We start from the raw sequence: 13724 nt of genomic DNA, 5'->3' as shown, positions 1-13724 counted from the left end.
TTTTCGCGCACTTGCGCAAAAAAGTCGGTGTGCTGCAGCATGAATTCATGCCCGAAACGGCACCGGCATTTTGTAAATTAGCCCCGACCAATCGCAGTCGGGAATGGAGAAAACGATGAGCCTTGGACTCGTAGGTCGCAAGGTTGGCATGACCCGTATCTTCACGGCAGAAGGGGATTCGATTCCCGTTACCGTGCTGGACGTGTCCGACAACCGCGTGACGCAGATCAAGACTGTTGAAACCGACGGCTACACAGCCGTGCAGGTTGCATTCGGTACGCGCCGTGCATCGCGTGTGACGAAGCCGTTGGCCGGTCATCTCGCCAAAGCCGGTGTTCAAGCCGGTGAAATCCTCAAAGAATTCCAGATCGATGCTGCCAAGGCTGCCGAGTTGTCGAACGGCACCGTGGTCGGTCCCGACCTGTTCGAAGTAGGCCAGAAGGTCGACGTGCAAGGCGTGTCGATCGGTAAGGGCTACGCCGGTACCATCAAGCGTTACAACTTCGCATCCGGCCGTGCATCGCACGGTAACTCGCGCTCGCACAACGTGCCGGGTTCGATCGGTATGGCGCAGGATCCGGGTCGTGTTTTCCCGGGTAAGCGCATGACCGGTCACATGGGTGACGATACGGTAACCGTGCAAAACCTCGAAATCGCTCGTATCGACGCTGACCGCAAGCTGTTGCTGGTCAAGGGCGCCGTTCCGGGTGCGAAGGGTGGCAAGGTATTCGTTACGCCGGCCGTGAAGACGCGTGCCGTGAAAGGAGCGAAATAATGGAACTTAAGCTCCTGAATGCCAATGGTCAGGAAGGTGCAGGCGTTAGCGCGTCGGACGTAGTGTTCGGCCGCGATTACAACGAAGCCCTGATTCACCAGGTAGTGGTGGCGTATCAAGCGAATGCCCGTAGCGGTAACCGCGCGCAGAAGGACCGTGAGCAAGTCAAGCACACGACCAAGAAGCCGTGGCGCCAGAAGGGTACGGGCCGTGCCCGTGCCGGTATGTCGTCGAGCCCGTTGTGGCGCGGCGGTGGCCGGATCTTCCCGAATTCGCCGGAAGAAAACTTTTCGCACAAGGTCAACAAGAAGATGCATCGCGCAGGTCTCTGCTCGATCTTCTCGCAGCTGGCCCGCGAAGGCCGCATCTCGGTGGTCGACGAGCTGACGCTCGAAGCGCCGAAGACGAAGCTGCTGGCCGAAAAATTCAAGGCGATGGGTCTCGACTCCGTGCTGGTGATTACCGACACGGTTGACGAAAACCTGTACCTCGCGTCGCGCAACCTCGCCCATGTGGCAGTTGTCGAGCCGCGTTACGCCGACCCGCTGTCGCTGATCTACTTCAAGAAGATCCTGATCACGAAGGCTGCGGTCGCCCAGATCGAGGAGTTGCTGTCATGAGCGAGATTCGCAAAAACGATCATCGTTTGATGCAGGTCCTGCTCGCGCCGGTGATCTCCGAAAAGGCGACGCTGGTGGCCGACAAGAACGAGCAAGTTGTGTTCGAAGTCGCGCCCGATGCCACGAAGCAGGAAGTGAAAGCCGCAGTCGAGCTGCTGTTCAAGGTAGAAGTCAATTCCGTCAACGTGCTGGTCTCGAAGGGCAAAGCCAAGCGCTTTGGCCGTTTCATGGGCAAGCGCAAGGACGTGAAGAAGGCGTACGTCTGCCTGAAGCCCGGCCAGGAAATCAACTTTGAAGCGGAGGCCAAGTAATCATGGCAATCGTTAAAGTTAAGCCGACTTCGCCGGGTCGCCGTGCGATGGTCAAGGTGGTCAACAAGGATCTGCATAAGGGCAAGCCGTTCGCACCGCTGCTCGATTCGCAATCCACGACTGCCGGCCGTAACAACAACGGTCACATCACCACGCGTCATAAGGGTGGTGGTCACAAGCATCACTATCGTGTCGTTGATTTCCGTCGCAACAAGGACGGCATTCCGGCAAAGGTCGAACGTCTTGAGTACGATCCGAACCGTAGCGCAAACATCGCTCTGGTTCTGTACGCAGACGGCGAGCGCAAGTACATCATCGCTCCGAAGGGTGTGACGGTTGGCCAGCAACTGATGTCTGGTTCGGAGGCTCCGATCCGCGCAGGTAACACGCTGCCGATCCGCAACATTCCGGTCGGTACGACGATCCACTGCATCGAAATGCTGCCGGGCAAGGGCGCGCAAATGGCGCGTTCGGCTGGTACGTCGGCGATGCTGCTGGCTCGTGAAGGCATCTACGCACAGGTCCGCCTGCGCTCTGGTGAAATCCGCCGCGTTCACGTTGAATGCCGCGCGACGATTGGTGAAGTTGGCAACGAAGAGCACAGCCTCCGTCAAATCGGTAAGGCTGGCGCGAACCGCTGGCGCGGTATCCGCCCGACGGTGCGTGGCGTTGCAATGAACCCGGTCGATCACCCGCACGGTGGTGGTGAAGGCAAGACGGCTGCAGGTCGCGATCCGGTGAGCCCGTGGGGCACGCCTGCTAAGGGTTATCGCACCCGCAGCAACAAGCGCACGACGAGCATGATCGTCCAGCGCCGTCACAAGCGTTAAGGAGTAGGCAATGGCACGTTCTGTAAAAAAAGGTCCGTTCTGCGACGCCCATTTGCTGAAGAAAGTTGAGTCGGCAGCCGCTGCGCGTGACAAGAAGCCGATCAAAACCTGGTCGCGTCGTTCGACGATTCTGCCGGATTTCATCGGTTTGACGATTGCCGTGCACAACGGCCGTCAACACGTTCCGGTGTATATCTCGGAAAACATGGTCGGCCACAAGCTTGGCGAGTTTGCATTGACCCGGACGTTCAAGGGTCACGCAGCCGACAAGAAGGCTAAGAAATAAGGGGCTCATGATGGAAGTGAAAGCAATTCATCGCGGTGCCCGCATCTCGGCGCAGAAAACGCGCCTTGTGGCTGACCAGATCCGCGGTTTGCCGGTCGACAAGGCGCTGAACGTTCTGACGTTCTCGCCGAAGAAGGCTGCGGGAATCGTGAAAAAGGTCGTGCTGTCGGCGATCGCGAATGCGGAGCATAACGAAGGCGCCGATATCGACGAGCTCAAGGTAACGAGCATCATGGTCGACAAGGCTGCATCGCTCAAGCGTTTTACTGCGCGCGCTAAAGGCCGCGGTAACCGCATCGAGAAGCAATCCTGTCACATCACTGTGACGGTCGGGAATTAAGGGGTCATACGATGGGACAGAAAATTCATCCGACTGGCTTCCGTTTGGCCGTCAGCCGCAATTGGGCATCGCGTTGGTACGCGAACAACAACAATTTCGCGGCGATGTTGCAGGAAGACATCGGTGTTCGTGAATACCTGAAGAAGAAGCTGAAAAACGCTTCGGTTGGTCGCGTCGTTATCGAGCGTCCGGCGAAAAACGCGCGCATCACGATTTATAGCTCGCGTCCGGGTGTCGTCATCGGTAAGAAGGGCGAGGATATCGAGCTGCTGAAGTCGGAACTGCAACGCCGCATGGGCGTTCCGGTCCACGTCAACATCGAAGAAATCCGTAAGCCGGAAACTGATGCGCAACTGATCGCGGATTCGATCACCCAACAACTCGAGCGCCGGATTATGTTCCGCCGCGCGATGAAGCGTGCGATGCAAAACGCAATGCGTCTGGGTGCTCAAGGCATCAAGATCATGAGCGCTGGCCGCCTGAACGGTATCGAAATCGCTCGTACGGAATGGTATCGCGAAGGTCGCGTGCCCCTTCATACGCTGCGTGCTGATATCGACTACGCAACTTCGGAAGCGAAGACGACGTACGGCATCATCGGCGTGAAGGTGTGGGTCTACAAGGGCGACACGCTCGGCCGCAACGACGCACCGGTGGTTGAAGAAGTCGCTGAAGAAAAGCGTCCGCGCCGCAACGCACGTCCGGGTGGCGATCGCCGTCCGCGTCGCGATGGTGAAGGTGGTGGCCCGGCAGGTGCACGCCGTGGCGCTCCCCGTCGTGCTGGCGGTGCCGGCGACGGCGGGAAGACTGGAGAATAACGATGCTGCAACCGAAACGCAGAAAGTATCGCAAAGAGCAGAAGGGTCGTAACACCGGTATCGCTACCCGCGGCAACGCGGTGTCGTTCGGTGAGTTCGGCCTGAAGGCTATCGGTCGTGGTCGTCTGACCGCGCGCCAGATTGAAGCGGCACGTCGTGCAATGACGCGTCACATCAAGCGTGGTGGCCGCATCTGGATCCGCATCTTCCCGGACAAGCCGATCTCGCACAAGCCGGCTGAAGTACGTATGGGTAACGGTAAAGGTAACCCTGAGTACTACGTCGCGGAGATTCAACCGGGCAAAATGCTGTACGAAATGGACGGCGTAACCGAAGAGCTGGCACGCGAAGCGTTCCGTCTGGCTGCAGCTAAGCTGCCGCTTAAGACAACGTTTATCGTGCGTCAGCTCGGCGCCTAAGGAGTAAATGATGAAGGCTTCCGAACTTCACCAGAAAGATCAGGCCGCGCTCAACAAGGAGCTGTCGGACCTGTTGAAGGCGCAATTCGGCCTGCGCATGCAACTCGCGACCCAGCAGCTCACGAACACGAGCCAGCTGAAGAAGGTTCGTCGCGACATCGCACGTGTGCGGACCGTCCTGACTGAGAAGGCGAACCAGAAATGAACGATAGCGTAAAAACCTCGCTCAAGCGGACGCTGGTCGGCAAGGTCGTCAGCAACAAGATGGACAAGACGGTCACCGTGCTGGTTGAGCACCGCGTGAAGCACCCGATCTACGGCAAGTACGTTGTGCGTTCGAAGAAGTACCATGCGCACGACGATGCGAACACGTATAACGAGGGTGACCTCGTTGAAATCCAGGAAACGCGTCCGATTTCGAAGACGAAAGCTTGGGTTGTGGCTCGCCTGGTCGAGGCTGCTCGCGTCATCTGACGCCGCAAGTTGTAGAAGTAGTTGAAATCGCAGTAAGTTTCGCTTGCAAGACCGAGATTATTTGTTATAATCTCGGTCTTCCCTCTTTTATGGGAGCCCCGTCGCGGGCGAAGTTGGTGGGGGAAGCGGTTCAGGCGCCAGTCTGTTCCGAAGGATTCACCGGATTGCGATGGCGGGTTTCGTTTGCCGTCGCTGCTGTTCATACCCAAGCAGCCGATTGGCTGACGGGACCAAGACTGACCGGGTACGCCATGGTGGTGTGACCGGATTAAGTTGGGATAGATAAACCATGATCCAGACCGAAACTCGGCTTGAAGTGGCCGACAACACCGGTGCGCGTGAAGTCATGTGCATCAAGGTTCTCGGCGGCTCGAAGCGTCGTTATGCCAGCATTGGCGACATCATCAAGGTGACCGTCAAAGAAGCAACGCCGCGCGGGCGCGTGAAGAAAGGCGAAATTTACAACGCCGTGGTGGTTCGCACCGCCAAGGGCGTGCGCCGTCAGGACGGCTCGCTGATCAAGTTCGATGGCAATGCTGCAGTGCTGTTGAATGCCAAGCTCGAACCTATTGGCACCCGTATTTTCGGGCCTGTTACGCGCGAGTTGCGCAGCGAACGATTCATGAAGATCGTTTCGTTGGCACCTGAAGTGCTGTAAGGAGTCGCGATGAACAAGATTCGCAAAGGTGACGAAGTTATCGTCATCACCGGCAAAGATAAAGGCAAGCGCGGCGTCGTGCTGTCCGTTGGCGAAGACAAAGTAATTGTCGAGGGCATCAATCTCGTCAAGAAGCACGTCAAGCCGAACCCGATGAAGGGTACGACGGGTGGCGTGGAAGCCAAGACGATGCCGCTGCAAATTTCGAACGTCGCATTGGTCGACGCGAATGGCAAGGCGTCGCGTGTGGGCATCAAGGTCGAAGGAGACAAGAAGGTCCGTTTCCTTAAGACGACCGGTGCCGTGCTGAGCGCCTGACGCTGCGGAGTAAAAAAATGGCTCGTTTGCAAGAGTTTTACAAAGAGAAGGTTGTACCCGGCCTCATCGAGAAGTTCGGTTACAAGTCCGTGATGGAAGTGCCGCGCATCACCAAGATCACCCTGAATATGGGCCTTGGCGAAGCGGTTGCTGACAAGAAGATCATCGAAAACGCCGTTGGCGACCTGACGAAGATCGCAGGCCAGAAGCCGGTGATCACGAAGGCACGCAAGGCAATCGCTGGCTTCAAGATCCGTCAGGGCTATCCGATCGGTGCCATGGTCACGTTGCGTGGTCAGGCAATGTACGAATTTCTGGACCGTTTCGTGACGGTTGCGCTCCCTCGTGTGCGTGACTTCCGTGGCGTGTCGGGTCGTGCGTTTGACGGTCGCGGCAACTACAACATCGGTGTGAAAGAGCAGATCATTTTCCCCGAAATCGACTACGACAAGATCGACGCACTGCGTGGGCTGAACATCAGCATCACGACAACTGCGAAGACCGACGACGAAGCAAAGGCTCTGCTCGCCAGCTTCAAGTTCCCGTTCAGAAACTGAGGTTACCGTGGCTAAACTGGCACTGATCGAACGTGAAAAGAAGCGTGCTCGCCTGGCCGCTAAGTACGCTCCCAAGCGTGCTGAGCTGAAGGCGGTCATTGGCGATATGAGCAAGTCGGACGAAGAGCATTACGCAGCACGTCTGGAACTGCAACAACTGCCGCGCAACTCTAACCCGACCCGTAAGCGCAATCGTTGCGCAATTACCGGTCGCCCACGTGGCACGTTCCGTAAATTCGGGCTGGCGCGTAACAAGATTCGCGAAATCGCGTTCCGCGGCGAGATCCCTGGCCTGACCAAGGCGAGCTGGTAATAGGAGAAACGTAAATGAGCATGAGTGATCCTATCGCCGATATGCTGACTCGCATCCGCAATGCGCAGATGGTTGAGAAAGTTTCGGTGACAATGCCCTCGTCGAAAGTCAAGGTTGCGATTGCGCAGGTCCTGAAGGACGAAGGCTATATCGATGATTTCGCAGTGAAGTCCGAAGGTGCGAAGTCTGAATTGAACATCGTGTTGAAGTACTACGCTGGCCGTCCGGTGATCGAGCGCATTGAACGCGTTTCGAAGCCTGGTCTGCGTGTGTACCGCGGCCGTAACGACATCCCCGTGGTCATGAATGGCCTCGGCGTGGCAATCGTGTCGACGCCGAAGGGCGTGATGACGGACCGCAAGGCGCGTGCAACGGGCGTTGGCGGCGAAGTCATCTGCTACGTCGCTTAAGGCCGAAAGGAGAGAAACATGTCTCGAGTAGGTAAAAGCCCGATCGCGCTGCAAGGCGCAGAAGTGGCCCTGAGCGACGAACGCATTACCGTCAAGGGCCCGCTGGGTACGATTTCGCAGGCTGCAAACAGCCTCGTGAAGGTGGTGAACGACAACGGCACGCTGAAGTTCGAGCCGGTGGACGAAAGCCGCGAAGCGAATGCGATGTCGGGCACGATGCGCGCACTGGTTGCGAACATGGTGAACGGCGTGACGAAGGGTTTCGAGCGCAAGCTGACGCTGGTTGGCGTCGGTTACCGCGCACAGGCGCAAGGCGACAAGCTGAACCTGTCGCTGGGTTTCTCGCACCCCGTGGTGCACCAGATGCCGGAAGGCGTCAAGGCTGAAACCCCGACGCAAACCGAAATCGTGATCAAGGGGATCAACAAGCAACAAGTTGGCCAAGTCGCTGCAGAAGTGCGCGGCTATCGCCCGCCGGAGCCCTACAAGGGCAAGGGTGTGCGTTACGCCAACGAGGTTGTGATCCTCAAAGAAACGAAGAAGAAGTAAGGGTGCGCAATCATGGATAAGACTCAATCTCGCCTGCGCCGCGCTCGTCAGACGCGTATCAAGATCGCTGAGCTGCAGGTCGCGCGTCTCGCCGTGCATCGCACGAACACGCACATCTATGCGCAAGTGTTCTCGCCGTGCGGCACCAAGGTGCTCGCCAGCGCGTCGACGCTCGAAGCCGAAGTGCGTGCGCAACTGGCTGATCAGACGGGCAAGGGCGGCAACGTCGCTGCTGCGACCCTGATCGGTAAGCGCATTGCAGAAAAGGCTAAGGCTGCCGGCATCGAATCCGTCGCCTTCGACCGTTCGGGTTTCCGTTACCACGGCCGCGTGAAAGCGCTGGCTGATGCGGCGCGCGAAGCCGGACTCAAGTTCTAAGGAAGAATTCGTCATGGCAAAGATGCAAGCGAAAGTTCAGGCTGACGAACGCGACGACGGCCTGCGCGAAAAGATGATTTCGGTCAACCGCGTGACCAAGGTTGTGAAGGGTGGCCGGATTCTCGGTTTCGCCGCACTGACCGTGGTTGGCGACGGTGATGGCCGCGTCGGTATGGGCAAGGGCAAGGCGAAGGAAGTGCCGGTCGCTGTTCAGAAGGCGATGGAACAGGCTCGCCGCAACATGTTCAAGGTGCCGCTTAAGAACGGTACCCTGCAACACGAAGTGCACGGTAAGCACGGCGCATCGATGGTCCTCCTCGCCCCGGCGAAGGACGGTACCGGTGTGATCGCTGGCGGCCCGATGCGCGCAGTGTTCGACGTGATGGGCGTGCAGAACGTTGTGGCCAAGAGCCACGGTTCGACGAACCCGTACAACCTCGTTCGTGCAACGCTCGACGGTCTGCGTAAGCAGTCGACGCCGGGTGATATCGCGGCGAAGCGCGGCAAGTCCGTCGAAGATATTCTGGGCTAAGGTGGACACCATGTCTGATAAAACTGTCAAGGTCCAGCTCGTCAAGAGCCTGATCGGCACCCGTGAAACGCACCGTGCAACGGTGCGTGGCTTGGGCCTGCGCCGACTCAACTCGGTTAGCGAGTTGCAGGACACGCCGGCTGTGCGCGGCATGATCAACAAGGTTTCGTACCTCGTTAAGGTCATCAGCTAAGCGGCTGACCAGGACTCAAGGAGTTGATAATGGAATTGAATAACCTGAAGCCGGCTGAAGGCTCGAAGCACGCTAAGCGTCGCGTCGGCCGTGGCATCGGCTCCGGTCTGGGCAAGACGGCTGGCCGCGGTCACAAGGGTCAGAAGTCGCGTTCGGGCGGCTTTCACAAGGTTGGCTTCGAAGGCGGTCAAATGCCGCTGCAACGTCGCCTGCCGAAGCGTGGCTTCACCTCGCTGACGAAAGAATTCGTCGGTGAAGTGCGTCTCTCTGATCTGGAAAAGCTGCCGGTCGACGAAATCGATCTGTTGGCTCTGAAACAAGCCGGCCTGCTCGGCGACCTGATCAAGAGCGCCAAGATCATCGCGACGGGCGAGCTTAAACGCAAGATCGTTGTGAAGGGTCTGGGTGCGACGAAGGGTGCGCGCGCTGCTATTGAAGCAGCCGGCGGCTCTTTTGCCGAGTAACGCGCAAGTTATTTGCCGTCACTAGCATTTGCATCGGAGAAGGTACTTGGCTAACAGTCCGAGTCTCGCAAAACCCGGTCGCAGCGCGGCGAAGTTTGGCGATCTGCGTCGGCGTGCAGTATTCCTGCTGCTGGCGTTGATCGTCTACCGTATCGGCGCGCACATTCCGGTGCCGGGTATTGACCCGGACCAGCTGGCAAAGTTGTTCCAAAGCCAGTCGGGCGGCATCCTTGGCATGTTCAACATGTTCTCGGGTGGTGCACTTTCGCGGTTCACGATTTTTGCGCTGGGGATCATGCCGTACATTTCGGCGTCGATCATCATGCAGTTGCTGGCGATTGTCTCGCCGCAACTGGAAGCGCTGAAAAAGGAAGGGCAGGCGGGTCAACGGAAGATTACGCAGTACACGCGTATCTTTACGGTCCTGCTGGCGACGTTCCAGGCGTTCGGCATCGCCGTCGCATTGGAAAATCAGCCGGGCCTAGTGATCGATCCGGGGATGGTATTTCGGCTGACGACGGTCGTGACGCTGGTGACCGGCACGATGTTCCTGATGTGGCTGGGTGAGCAGATCACGGAACGCGGGCTTGGTAACGGTATCTCGATCATCATTTTTGGCGGTATTGCGGCGGGTTTCCCGAACGCAATCGGTGGTCTTTTCGAACTGGTGCGAACCGGCTCGATGAGCATCATCTCGGCGATTATCGTGGTCGCGCTGATTGCCGGCGTGACGTATCTGGTGGTGTTCATCGAACGCGGCCAGCGCAAGATTCTTGTGAATTACGCCAAGCGGCAAGTCGGTAACAAGATTTACGGCGGACAGTCTTCACATCTGCCGTTGAAGTTGAATATGTCGGGCGTGATTCCGCCGATCTTTGCATCGTCGATCATTCTCTTCCCGGCAACCATCCTGAACTGGTTTAGTTCGGGGTCGCGTACCAGCTGGTTCGCAGACACGTTGCACAACGTGGCCGAAGCCCTTAAGCCCGGTCAGCCCGTGTACGTGTTGCTGTACGCGTTGGCGATCGTTTTCTTCTGCTTCTTTTACACCGCACTGGTGTTCAACAGCAGAGAAACGGCCGACAACCTGAAAAAGAGTGGCGCTTTCGTCCCAGGCATCCGCCCGGGCGATCAAACGGCGCGATACATAGACCGCATCCTGACGCGTCTGACGCTGGCTGGTGCGATCTACATCGTGTTTGTTTGTCTGCTGCCTGAATTTTTGGTACTGCGCTGGAACGTGCCGTTTTATTTTGGTGGAACGTCGCTGCTGATCATTGTCGTCGTCACAATGGATTTCATGGCGCAGGTGCAGTCGTACGTTATGTCGCAACAGTATGAATCGCTGCTGAAGAAAGCTAATTTCAAAGGCGGCGGCGTCCCGATGCGTTGAAAGGACTTATGGCCAAAGACGATGTTATCCAGATGCAGGGCGAAGTCATCGAAAACCTGCCTAACGCTACCTTTAGGGTGAAGCTGGAAAACGGCCATGTCGTATTGGGACACATATCCGGCAAGATGCGGATGCACTACATCCGAATCTTGCCGGGCGACAAGGTAACGGTTGAATTGACGCCTTACGATCTGTCGCGTGCGCGGATCGTGTTCCGGGCGAAGTGATTTGAAAAAAGGGTAATATCATGAAAGTGATGGCATCGGTTAAGCGCATTTGCCGCAATTGCAAGATCATCAAGCGCAAAGGCGTTGTGCGCGTGATTTGCAGCTCTGATCCGCGCCACAAACAGCGTCAAGGCTGAACGCCGCGCTTTTTGCTGCGCTTTTTGTTTGAGGAAAAACAATGGCTCGTATCGCAGGGGTTAACATCCCGAATCACCAGCATACCGAAATCGGCCTGACGGCTATTTACGGTGTCGGCCGCACGCGCTCGCGCGACATTTGCGTCGCTGCTGGTGTGGCATTTTCGAAGAAGGTCAAGGACCTGAACGACGCAGACCTCGAAAAGCTGCGTGAAGAAGTCGGCAAGTTCATCGTTGAAGGCGATCTGCGCCGTGAAACGACGATGAACATTAAGCGCCTGATGGATCTCGGCTGCTACCGTGGCGTGCGTCATCGCAAGGGCTTGCCCCTGCGTGGTCAACGCACGCGTACGAATGCCCGTACGCGCAAGGGTCCGCGTCGTGCAGCGCAATCGCTGAAGAAGTAAGCGGAACTGACAGTTACAGGAAAACGTAATGGCTAAGGCTTCGAACAACTCCGCGGCGCAACGCGTTCGCAAGAAGGTCAAGAAGAACGTCGCCGAGGGCGTGGTTCACGTTCACGCGTCGTTCAACAACACCATCATCACGATCACCGACCGTCAAGGCAATGCACTTGCTTGGGCAACGTCGGGTGGTCAGGGCTTCAAGGGTTCGCGTAAATCGACCCCGTTTGCAGCCCAGGTGGCAGCCGAATCGGCTGGCCGCGTGGCGATGGAATACGGCGTGAAGAACCTCGAAGTGCGTATCAAGGGCCCCGGTCCTGGCCGCGAATCGGCGGTGCGCGCGTTGCATGGTCTTGGCATCAAGATCACCGCGATCTCCGACGTGACGCCGGTCCCGCACAACGGCTGCCGTCCGCCGAAGCGTCGTCGTATCTAAGACGCTGTTTTCGCCAGCGCCTGTCGCCGCCGGGGTTCAAGCCGGCGACCACAGGCTGCTTGCGCTATTGAATCGACTAAGCCCACCGTTCGGCCCAAAGGGTTCGGACTAGCGCGAGTGCATGCATTCGTGTGATCAATCATAGAAGGAATCAACGTGGCACGTTATATCGGCCCTAAGGCCAAGCTGTCCCGCCGTGAAGGCACTGACCTCTTCCTGAAGAGCGCCCGTCGTTCGCTCGCTGACAAGTGCAAGCTTGACAGCAAGCCTGGCCAACACGGCCGCACGTCGGGTGCACGTACGTCCGACTACGGCACGCAGCTGCGCGAAAAGCAAAAAGTGAAGCGCATCTACGGTGTCCTCGAGCGTCAATTCCGCCGTTACTTCGCTGAAGCCGACCGCCTGAAGGGCAACACGGGTGAAAACCTGCTGCAATTGCTCGAGTCGCGTCTCGACAACGTCGTGTATCGCATGGGCTTCGGCTCGACGCGCGCTGAAGCGCGTCAGCTCGTGAGCCACAAGGCGATCACGGTGAACGGCGTGGTGTCGAACATCCCGTCGATGCAAGTGAAGGCAGGCGACGTCGTCGCAGTGCGCGAACAAAAGAAGAAGCAGGCGCGTATTCTCGAAGCGCTGTCGCTGGCTGAGCAAGGCGGTCTGCCGAGCTGGGTTGCTGTCGATTCGAAGAAATTCGAAGGCACGTTCAAGCAGAAGCCGGAACGTAGTGACATCGCTGGCGATATCAACGAAAGCCTGATCGTCGAATTGTATTCGCGGTAATCGGATTAACGGCCGGGGCACCCCGATTGCGTTGCGCAAGGGGGCGTCTCGGCTGTTTATTTTCAGGTTGTTACCGGTCAGCCTTATCGGTGTAACGAGCCGAGGGTATTGAAAAGGAAAACCTATGCAAACCAGTTTGTTGAAGCCCAAGATCATCGCAGTTGAATCGCTTGGTGAGAGCCACGCGAAAGTGGTCATGGAACCGTTTGAACGCGGTTACGGCCACACCTTGGGTAACGCGCTTCGGCGCGTGCTGCTGTCGTCAATGATCGGCTACGCGCCGACCGAAGTGACGATCGCAGGCGTCGTACATGAGTATTCGACGCTCGACGGTGTGCAAGAGGATGTGGTCAACCTGTTGTTGAACCTGAAGGGCGTAGTGTTCAAGCTGCATAACCGTGACGAAGTGACGGTTACGCTGCGCAAGGAAGGCGAAGGCGTTGTCACCGCTGGCGACATCGAACTCGCGCACGATTGCGAAGTGATCAATCCGGATCACGTGATTGCGCATTTGTCGAAGGGCGGTAAGCTCGACGTGCAGATCAAGGTCGAGAAGGGCCGTGGTTATGTGCCGGGTAATGTGCGTCGTTACGGCGAAGAGTCGGCCAAGATCATCGGCCGTATCGTGCTGGACGCGTCGTTCTCGCCGGTTCGCCGCGTGAGCTACGCCGTTGAAAGCGCGCGCGTCGAACAGCGTACCGACCTCGACAAGCTCGTGATGAACATCGAGACCAACGGTGTGATCTCGCCGGAAGAAGCGATCCGTCAATCGGCGCGTATTCTGGTTGATCAGCTGTCGGTGTTCGCTGCACTGGAAGGCACCGAAGCAACGGCGGAAGCACCGTCGCGTGCGCCGCAGATCGATCCGATCCTGCTGCGTCCGGTTGATGATCTCGAATTGACGGTTCGTTCCGCGAACTGCCTGAAGGCCGAGAACATTTACTACATCGGCGACCTGATCCAGCGCACGGAAAACGAGTTGCTCAAGACCCCGAATCTGGGTCGCAAGTCGTTGAACGAAATCAAGGAAGTACTGGCGTCGCGTGGTTTGACGCTCGGCATGAAACTCGAAAACTGGCCGCCGGCAGGTTTGGACAAGTAA

At 57.7% G+C, this 13724-nt stretch carries 27 protein-coding genes; all 27 read left to right on the top strand.

All coding sequences use genetic code 11. The annotated features are described in order from the left end of the window. Positions 1–115: 115 nt before the first annotated feature. The 27 genes from rplC to PQQ86_RS18065 all read left to right on the top strand — a co-directional run bounded on the left by rplC (position 116) and on the right by PQQ86_RS18065 (position 13724). Positions 116–775, top strand: a complete 660-nt coding sequence (gene rplC / locus PQQ86_RS18195; RefSeq protein WP_007180137.1) for a 50S ribosomal protein L3 — start codon at positions 116–118, stop codon at positions 773–775. Then, positions 775–1395: a 50S ribosomal protein L4 gene (rplD, locus tag PQQ86_RS18190; RefSeq protein WP_007180136.1), complete on the top strand. Its 621-nt coding sequence runs from the start codon at positions 775–777 to the stop codon at positions 1393–1395. Before rplC ends, rplD begins: the two co-directional genes overlap by 1 nt. Then, positions 1392–1706: a 50S ribosomal protein L23 gene (gene rplW / locus PQQ86_RS18185; protein WP_007180135.1), complete on the top strand. Its 315-nt coding sequence runs from the start codon at positions 1392–1394 to the stop codon at positions 1704–1706. Before rplD ends, rplW begins: the two co-directional genes overlap by 4 nt. A 2-nt stretch (positions 1707–1708) precedes the next feature. Next, positions 1709–2536 (top strand): 50S ribosomal protein L2, encoded by an 828-nt coding sequence (gene rplB / locus PQQ86_RS18180; RefSeq protein ID WP_063497538.1) that lies wholly within the window; start codon positions 1709–1711, stop codon positions 2534–2536. 10 nt (positions 2537–2546) lie between these two features. Next, positions 2547–2822 (top strand): 30S ribosomal protein S19, encoded by a 276-nt coding sequence (gene rpsS / locus PQQ86_RS18175; RefSeq protein ID WP_054036552.1) that lies wholly within the window; start codon positions 2547–2549, stop codon positions 2820–2822. 7 nt (positions 2823–2829) lie between these two features. Next, positions 2830–3162, top strand: a complete 333-nt coding sequence (rplV, locus tag PQQ86_RS18170) for a 50S ribosomal protein L22 (protein ID WP_197070230.1) — start codon at positions 2830–2832, stop codon at positions 3160–3162. 11 nt (positions 3163–3173) lie between these two features. Then, positions 3174–3980 carry a 30S ribosomal protein S3 gene (gene rpsC / locus PQQ86_RS18165; RefSeq protein ID WP_011490053.1) on the top strand — a complete coding sequence of 269 codons (807 nt, stop codon included), beginning with the start codon at positions 3174–3176 and terminating at the stop codon, positions 3978–3980. Positions 3981–3982: 2 nt separating this feature from the next. Continuing rightward, the gene (gene rplP / locus PQQ86_RS18160; RefSeq protein WP_007180131.1) at positions 3983–4399 is read left to right on the top strand and encodes a 50S ribosomal protein L16; all 417 of its coding nucleotides are present in this window, start codon (positions 3983–3985) and stop codon (positions 4397–4399) included. A gap of 10 nt (positions 4400–4409) precedes the next feature. Continuing rightward, the gene (rpmC, locus tag PQQ86_RS18155; protein ID WP_007180130.1) at positions 4410–4604 is read left to right on the top strand and encodes a 50S ribosomal protein L29; all 195 of its coding nucleotides are present in this window, start codon (positions 4410–4412) and stop codon (positions 4602–4604) included. Continuing rightward, the gene (gene rpsQ / locus PQQ86_RS18150) at positions 4601–4873 is read left to right on the top strand and encodes a 30S ribosomal protein S17 (protein WP_007180129.1); all 273 of its coding nucleotides are present in this window, start codon (positions 4601–4603) and stop codon (positions 4871–4873) included. The genes rpmC and rpsQ overlap by 4 nt, the downstream gene beginning before the upstream one ends. A gap of 289 nt (positions 4874–5162) precedes the next feature. Then, positions 5163–5531, top strand: a complete 369-nt coding sequence (gene rplN / locus PQQ86_RS18145) for a 50S ribosomal protein L14 (RefSeq protein ID WP_006052212.1) — start codon at positions 5163–5165, stop codon at positions 5529–5531. A gap of 9 nt (positions 5532–5540) precedes the next feature. Next, a complete protein-coding gene (rplX, locus tag PQQ86_RS18140) occupies positions 5541–5849 on the top strand; it encodes a 50S ribosomal protein L24 (protein ID WP_028199569.1) in 309 nt (102 codons plus the stop codon). A gap of 17 nt (positions 5850–5866) precedes the next feature. Then, positions 5867–6406, top strand: a complete 540-nt coding sequence (gene rplE / locus PQQ86_RS18135) for a 50S ribosomal protein L5 (RefSeq protein WP_006052214.1) — start codon at positions 5867–5869, stop codon at positions 6404–6406. A gap of 7 nt (positions 6407–6413) precedes the next feature. Then, a complete protein-coding gene (gene rpsN, locus PQQ86_RS18130) occupies positions 6414–6719 on the top strand; it encodes a 30S ribosomal protein S14 (RefSeq protein ID WP_097390586.1) in 306 nt (101 codons plus the stop codon). A 14-nt stretch (positions 6720–6733) separates the two neighbouring features. Then, the gene (rpsH, locus tag PQQ86_RS18125; protein WP_006052216.1) at positions 6734–7129 is read left to right on the top strand and encodes a 30S ribosomal protein S8; all 396 of its coding nucleotides are present in this window, start codon (positions 6734–6736) and stop codon (positions 7127–7129) included. An 18-nt stretch (positions 7130–7147) separates the two neighbouring features. Further along, positions 7148–7678 carry a 50S ribosomal protein L6 gene (gene rplF / locus PQQ86_RS18120; RefSeq protein ID WP_028199570.1) on the top strand — a complete coding sequence of 177 codons (531 nt, stop codon included), beginning with the start codon at positions 7148–7150 and terminating at the stop codon, positions 7676–7678. A 12-nt stretch (positions 7679–7690) separates the two neighbouring features. Next, the gene (rplR, locus tag PQQ86_RS18115) at positions 7691–8056 is read left to right on the top strand and encodes a 50S ribosomal protein L18 (RefSeq protein ID WP_006052218.1); all 366 of its coding nucleotides are present in this window, start codon (positions 7691–7693) and stop codon (positions 8054–8056) included. Positions 8057–8069: 13 nt separating this feature from the next. Next, positions 8070–8588 carry a 30S ribosomal protein S5 gene (gene rpsE, locus PQQ86_RS18110; protein WP_006052219.1) on the top strand — a complete coding sequence of 173 codons (519 nt, stop codon included), beginning with the start codon at positions 8070–8072 and terminating at the stop codon, positions 8586–8588. A 10-nt stretch (positions 8589–8598) separates the two neighbouring features. Then, positions 8599–8781 carry a 50S ribosomal protein L30 gene (rpmD, locus tag PQQ86_RS18105; protein ID WP_007180126.1) on the top strand — a complete coding sequence of 61 codons (183 nt, stop codon included), beginning with the start codon at positions 8599–8601 and terminating at the stop codon, positions 8779–8781. A 29-nt stretch (positions 8782–8810) separates the two neighbouring features. Beyond that, complete coding sequence (gene rplO / locus PQQ86_RS18100; protein ID WP_408269314.1) at positions 8811–9245, top strand: 50S ribosomal protein L15; 435 nt, start codon at positions 8811–8813, stop codon at positions 9243–9245. Positions 9246–9291: 46 nt separating this feature from the next. Next, entirely contained in the window at positions 9292–10638 is a 1347-nt protein-coding gene (secY, locus tag PQQ86_RS18095; RefSeq protein WP_063497536.1) for a preprotein translocase subunit SecY, read from the top strand. An 8-nt stretch (positions 10639–10646) separates the two neighbouring features. Then, the gene (gene infA / locus PQQ86_RS18090; RefSeq protein ID WP_004521905.1) at positions 10647–10865 is read left to right on the top strand and encodes a translation initiation factor IF-1; all 219 of its coding nucleotides are present in this window, start codon (positions 10647–10649) and stop codon (positions 10863–10865) included. Between the two features lie 20 nt (positions 10866–10885). Continuing rightward, positions 10886–11002 carry a 50S ribosomal protein L36 gene (gene rpmJ, locus PQQ86_RS18085; RefSeq protein ID WP_004199844.1) on the top strand — a complete coding sequence of 39 codons (117 nt, stop codon included), beginning with the start codon at positions 10886–10888 and terminating at the stop codon, positions 11000–11002. Positions 11003–11043: 41 nt separating this feature from the next. Continuing rightward, positions 11044–11409, top strand: a complete 366-nt coding sequence (gene rpsM, locus PQQ86_RS18080) for a 30S ribosomal protein S13 (RefSeq protein WP_012434566.1) — start codon at positions 11044–11046, stop codon at positions 11407–11409. A 28-nt stretch (positions 11410–11437) separates the two neighbouring features. Continuing rightward, complete coding sequence (gene rpsK, locus PQQ86_RS18075) at positions 11438–11842, top strand: 30S ribosomal protein S11 (protein ID WP_006052224.1); 405 nt, start codon at positions 11438–11440, stop codon at positions 11840–11842. Positions 11843–11998: 156 nt separating this feature from the next. Continuing rightward, positions 11999–12622 (top strand): 30S ribosomal protein S4, encoded by a 624-nt coding sequence (gene rpsD, locus PQQ86_RS18070; protein WP_007180123.1) that lies wholly within the window; start codon positions 11999–12001, stop codon positions 12620–12622. Between the two features lie 124 nt (positions 12623–12746). Further along, complete coding sequence (locus tag PQQ86_RS18065) at positions 12747–13724, top strand: DNA-directed RNA polymerase subunit alpha (RefSeq protein ID WP_006052226.1); 978 nt, start codon at positions 12747–12749, stop codon at positions 13722–13724.

The sequence above is a fragment of the Paraburkholderia sediminicola genome (assembly GCF_046026675.1).
GTDB lineage: Bacteria > Pseudomonadota > Gammaproteobacteria > Burkholderiales > Burkholderiaceae > Paraburkholderia > Paraburkholderia sediminicola_F.
Note: the sequence above shows the minus strand (reverse complement) of the source record. Positions and strands in the feature narration are given on the sequence as shown.

Excerpts from the sequence above, each read along its gene's own strand:
- rpmC (WP_007180130.1), top strand. The coding sequence starts at position 4,410 with ATGAAGGCTTCCGAACTTCACCAGAAAGATCAGGCCGCGCTCAACAAG.
- rpsQ (WP_007180129.1), top strand. The coding sequence starts at position 4,601 with ATGAACGATAGCGTAAAAACCTCGCTCAAGCGGACGCTGGTCGGCAAG.
- PQQ86_RS18065 (WP_006052226.1), top strand. The coding sequence starts at position 12,747 with ATGCAAACCAGTTTGTTGAAGCCCAAGATCATCGCAGTTGAATCGCTT.
- rplV (WP_197070230.1), top strand. The coding sequence starts at position 2,830 with ATGATGGAAGTGAAAGCAATTCATCGCGGTGCCCGCATCTCGGCGCAG.
- rpsK (WP_006052224.1), top strand. The coding sequence starts at position 11,438 with ATGGCTAAGGCTTCGAACAACTCCGCGGCGCAACGCGTTCGCAAGAAG.
- rplP (WP_007180131.1), top strand. The coding sequence starts at position 3,983 with ATGCTGCAACCGAAACGCAGAAAGTATCGCAAAGAGCAGAAGGGTCGT.
- rpsE (WP_006052219.1), top strand. The coding sequence starts at position 8,070 with ATGGCAAAGATGCAAGCGAAAGTTCAGGCTGACGAACGCGACGACGGC.
- rpsM (WP_012434566.1), top strand. The coding sequence starts at position 11,044 with ATGGCTCGTATCGCAGGGGTTAACATCCCGAATCACCAGCATACCGAA.
- rpmD (WP_007180126.1), top strand. The coding sequence starts at position 8,599 with ATGTCTGATAAAACTGTCAAGGTCCAGCTCGTCAAGAGCCTGATCGGC.
- rpsC (WP_011490053.1), top strand. The coding sequence starts at position 3,174 with ATGGGACAGAAAATTCATCCGACTGGCTTCCGTTTGGCCGTCAGCCGC.
- rplD (WP_007180136.1), top strand. The coding sequence starts at position 775 with ATGGAACTTAAGCTCCTGAATGCCAATGGTCAGGAAGGTGCAGGCGTT.
- rplO (WP_408269314.1), top strand. The coding sequence starts at position 8,811 with ATGGAATTGAATAACCTGAAGCCGGCTGAAGGCTCGAAGCACGCTAAG.
- rplN (WP_006052212.1), top strand. The coding sequence starts at position 5,163 with ATGATCCAGACCGAAACTCGGCTTGAAGTGGCCGACAACACCGGTGCG.
- rplE (WP_006052214.1), top strand. The coding sequence starts at position 5,867 with ATGGCTCGTTTGCAAGAGTTTTACAAAGAGAAGGTTGTACCCGGCCTC.
- rplR (WP_006052218.1), top strand. The coding sequence starts at position 7,691 with ATGGATAAGACTCAATCTCGCCTGCGCCGCGCTCGTCAGACGCGTATC.
- rplW (WP_007180135.1), top strand. The coding sequence starts at position 1,392 with ATGAGCGAGATTCGCAAAAACGATCATCGTTTGATGCAGGTCCTGCTC.
- rplF (WP_028199570.1), top strand. The coding sequence starts at position 7,148 with ATGTCTCGAGTAGGTAAAAGCCCGATCGCGCTGCAAGGCGCAGAAGTG.
- rpsS (WP_054036552.1), top strand. The coding sequence starts at position 2,547 with ATGGCACGTTCTGTAAAAAAAGGTCCGTTCTGCGACGCCCATTTGCTG.
- rplB (WP_063497538.1), top strand. The coding sequence starts at position 1,709 with ATGGCAATCGTTAAAGTTAAGCCGACTTCGCCGGGTCGCCGTGCGATG.
- infA (WP_004521905.1), top strand. The coding sequence starts at position 10,647 with ATGGCCAAAGACGATGTTATCCAGATGCAGGGCGAAGTCATCGAAAAC.
- rplC (WP_007180137.1), top strand. The coding sequence starts at position 116 with ATGAGCCTTGGACTCGTAGGTCGCAAGGTTGGCATGACCCGTATCTTC.
- rpsH (WP_006052216.1), top strand. The coding sequence starts at position 6,734 with ATGAGCATGAGTGATCCTATCGCCGATATGCTGACTCGCATCCGCAAT.
- rplX (WP_028199569.1), top strand. The coding sequence starts at position 5,541 with ATGAACAAGATTCGCAAAGGTGACGAAGTTATCGTCATCACCGGCAAA.
- rpmJ (WP_004199844.1), top strand. The coding sequence starts at position 10,886 with ATGAAAGTGATGGCATCGGTTAAGCGCATTTGCCGCAATTGCAAGATC.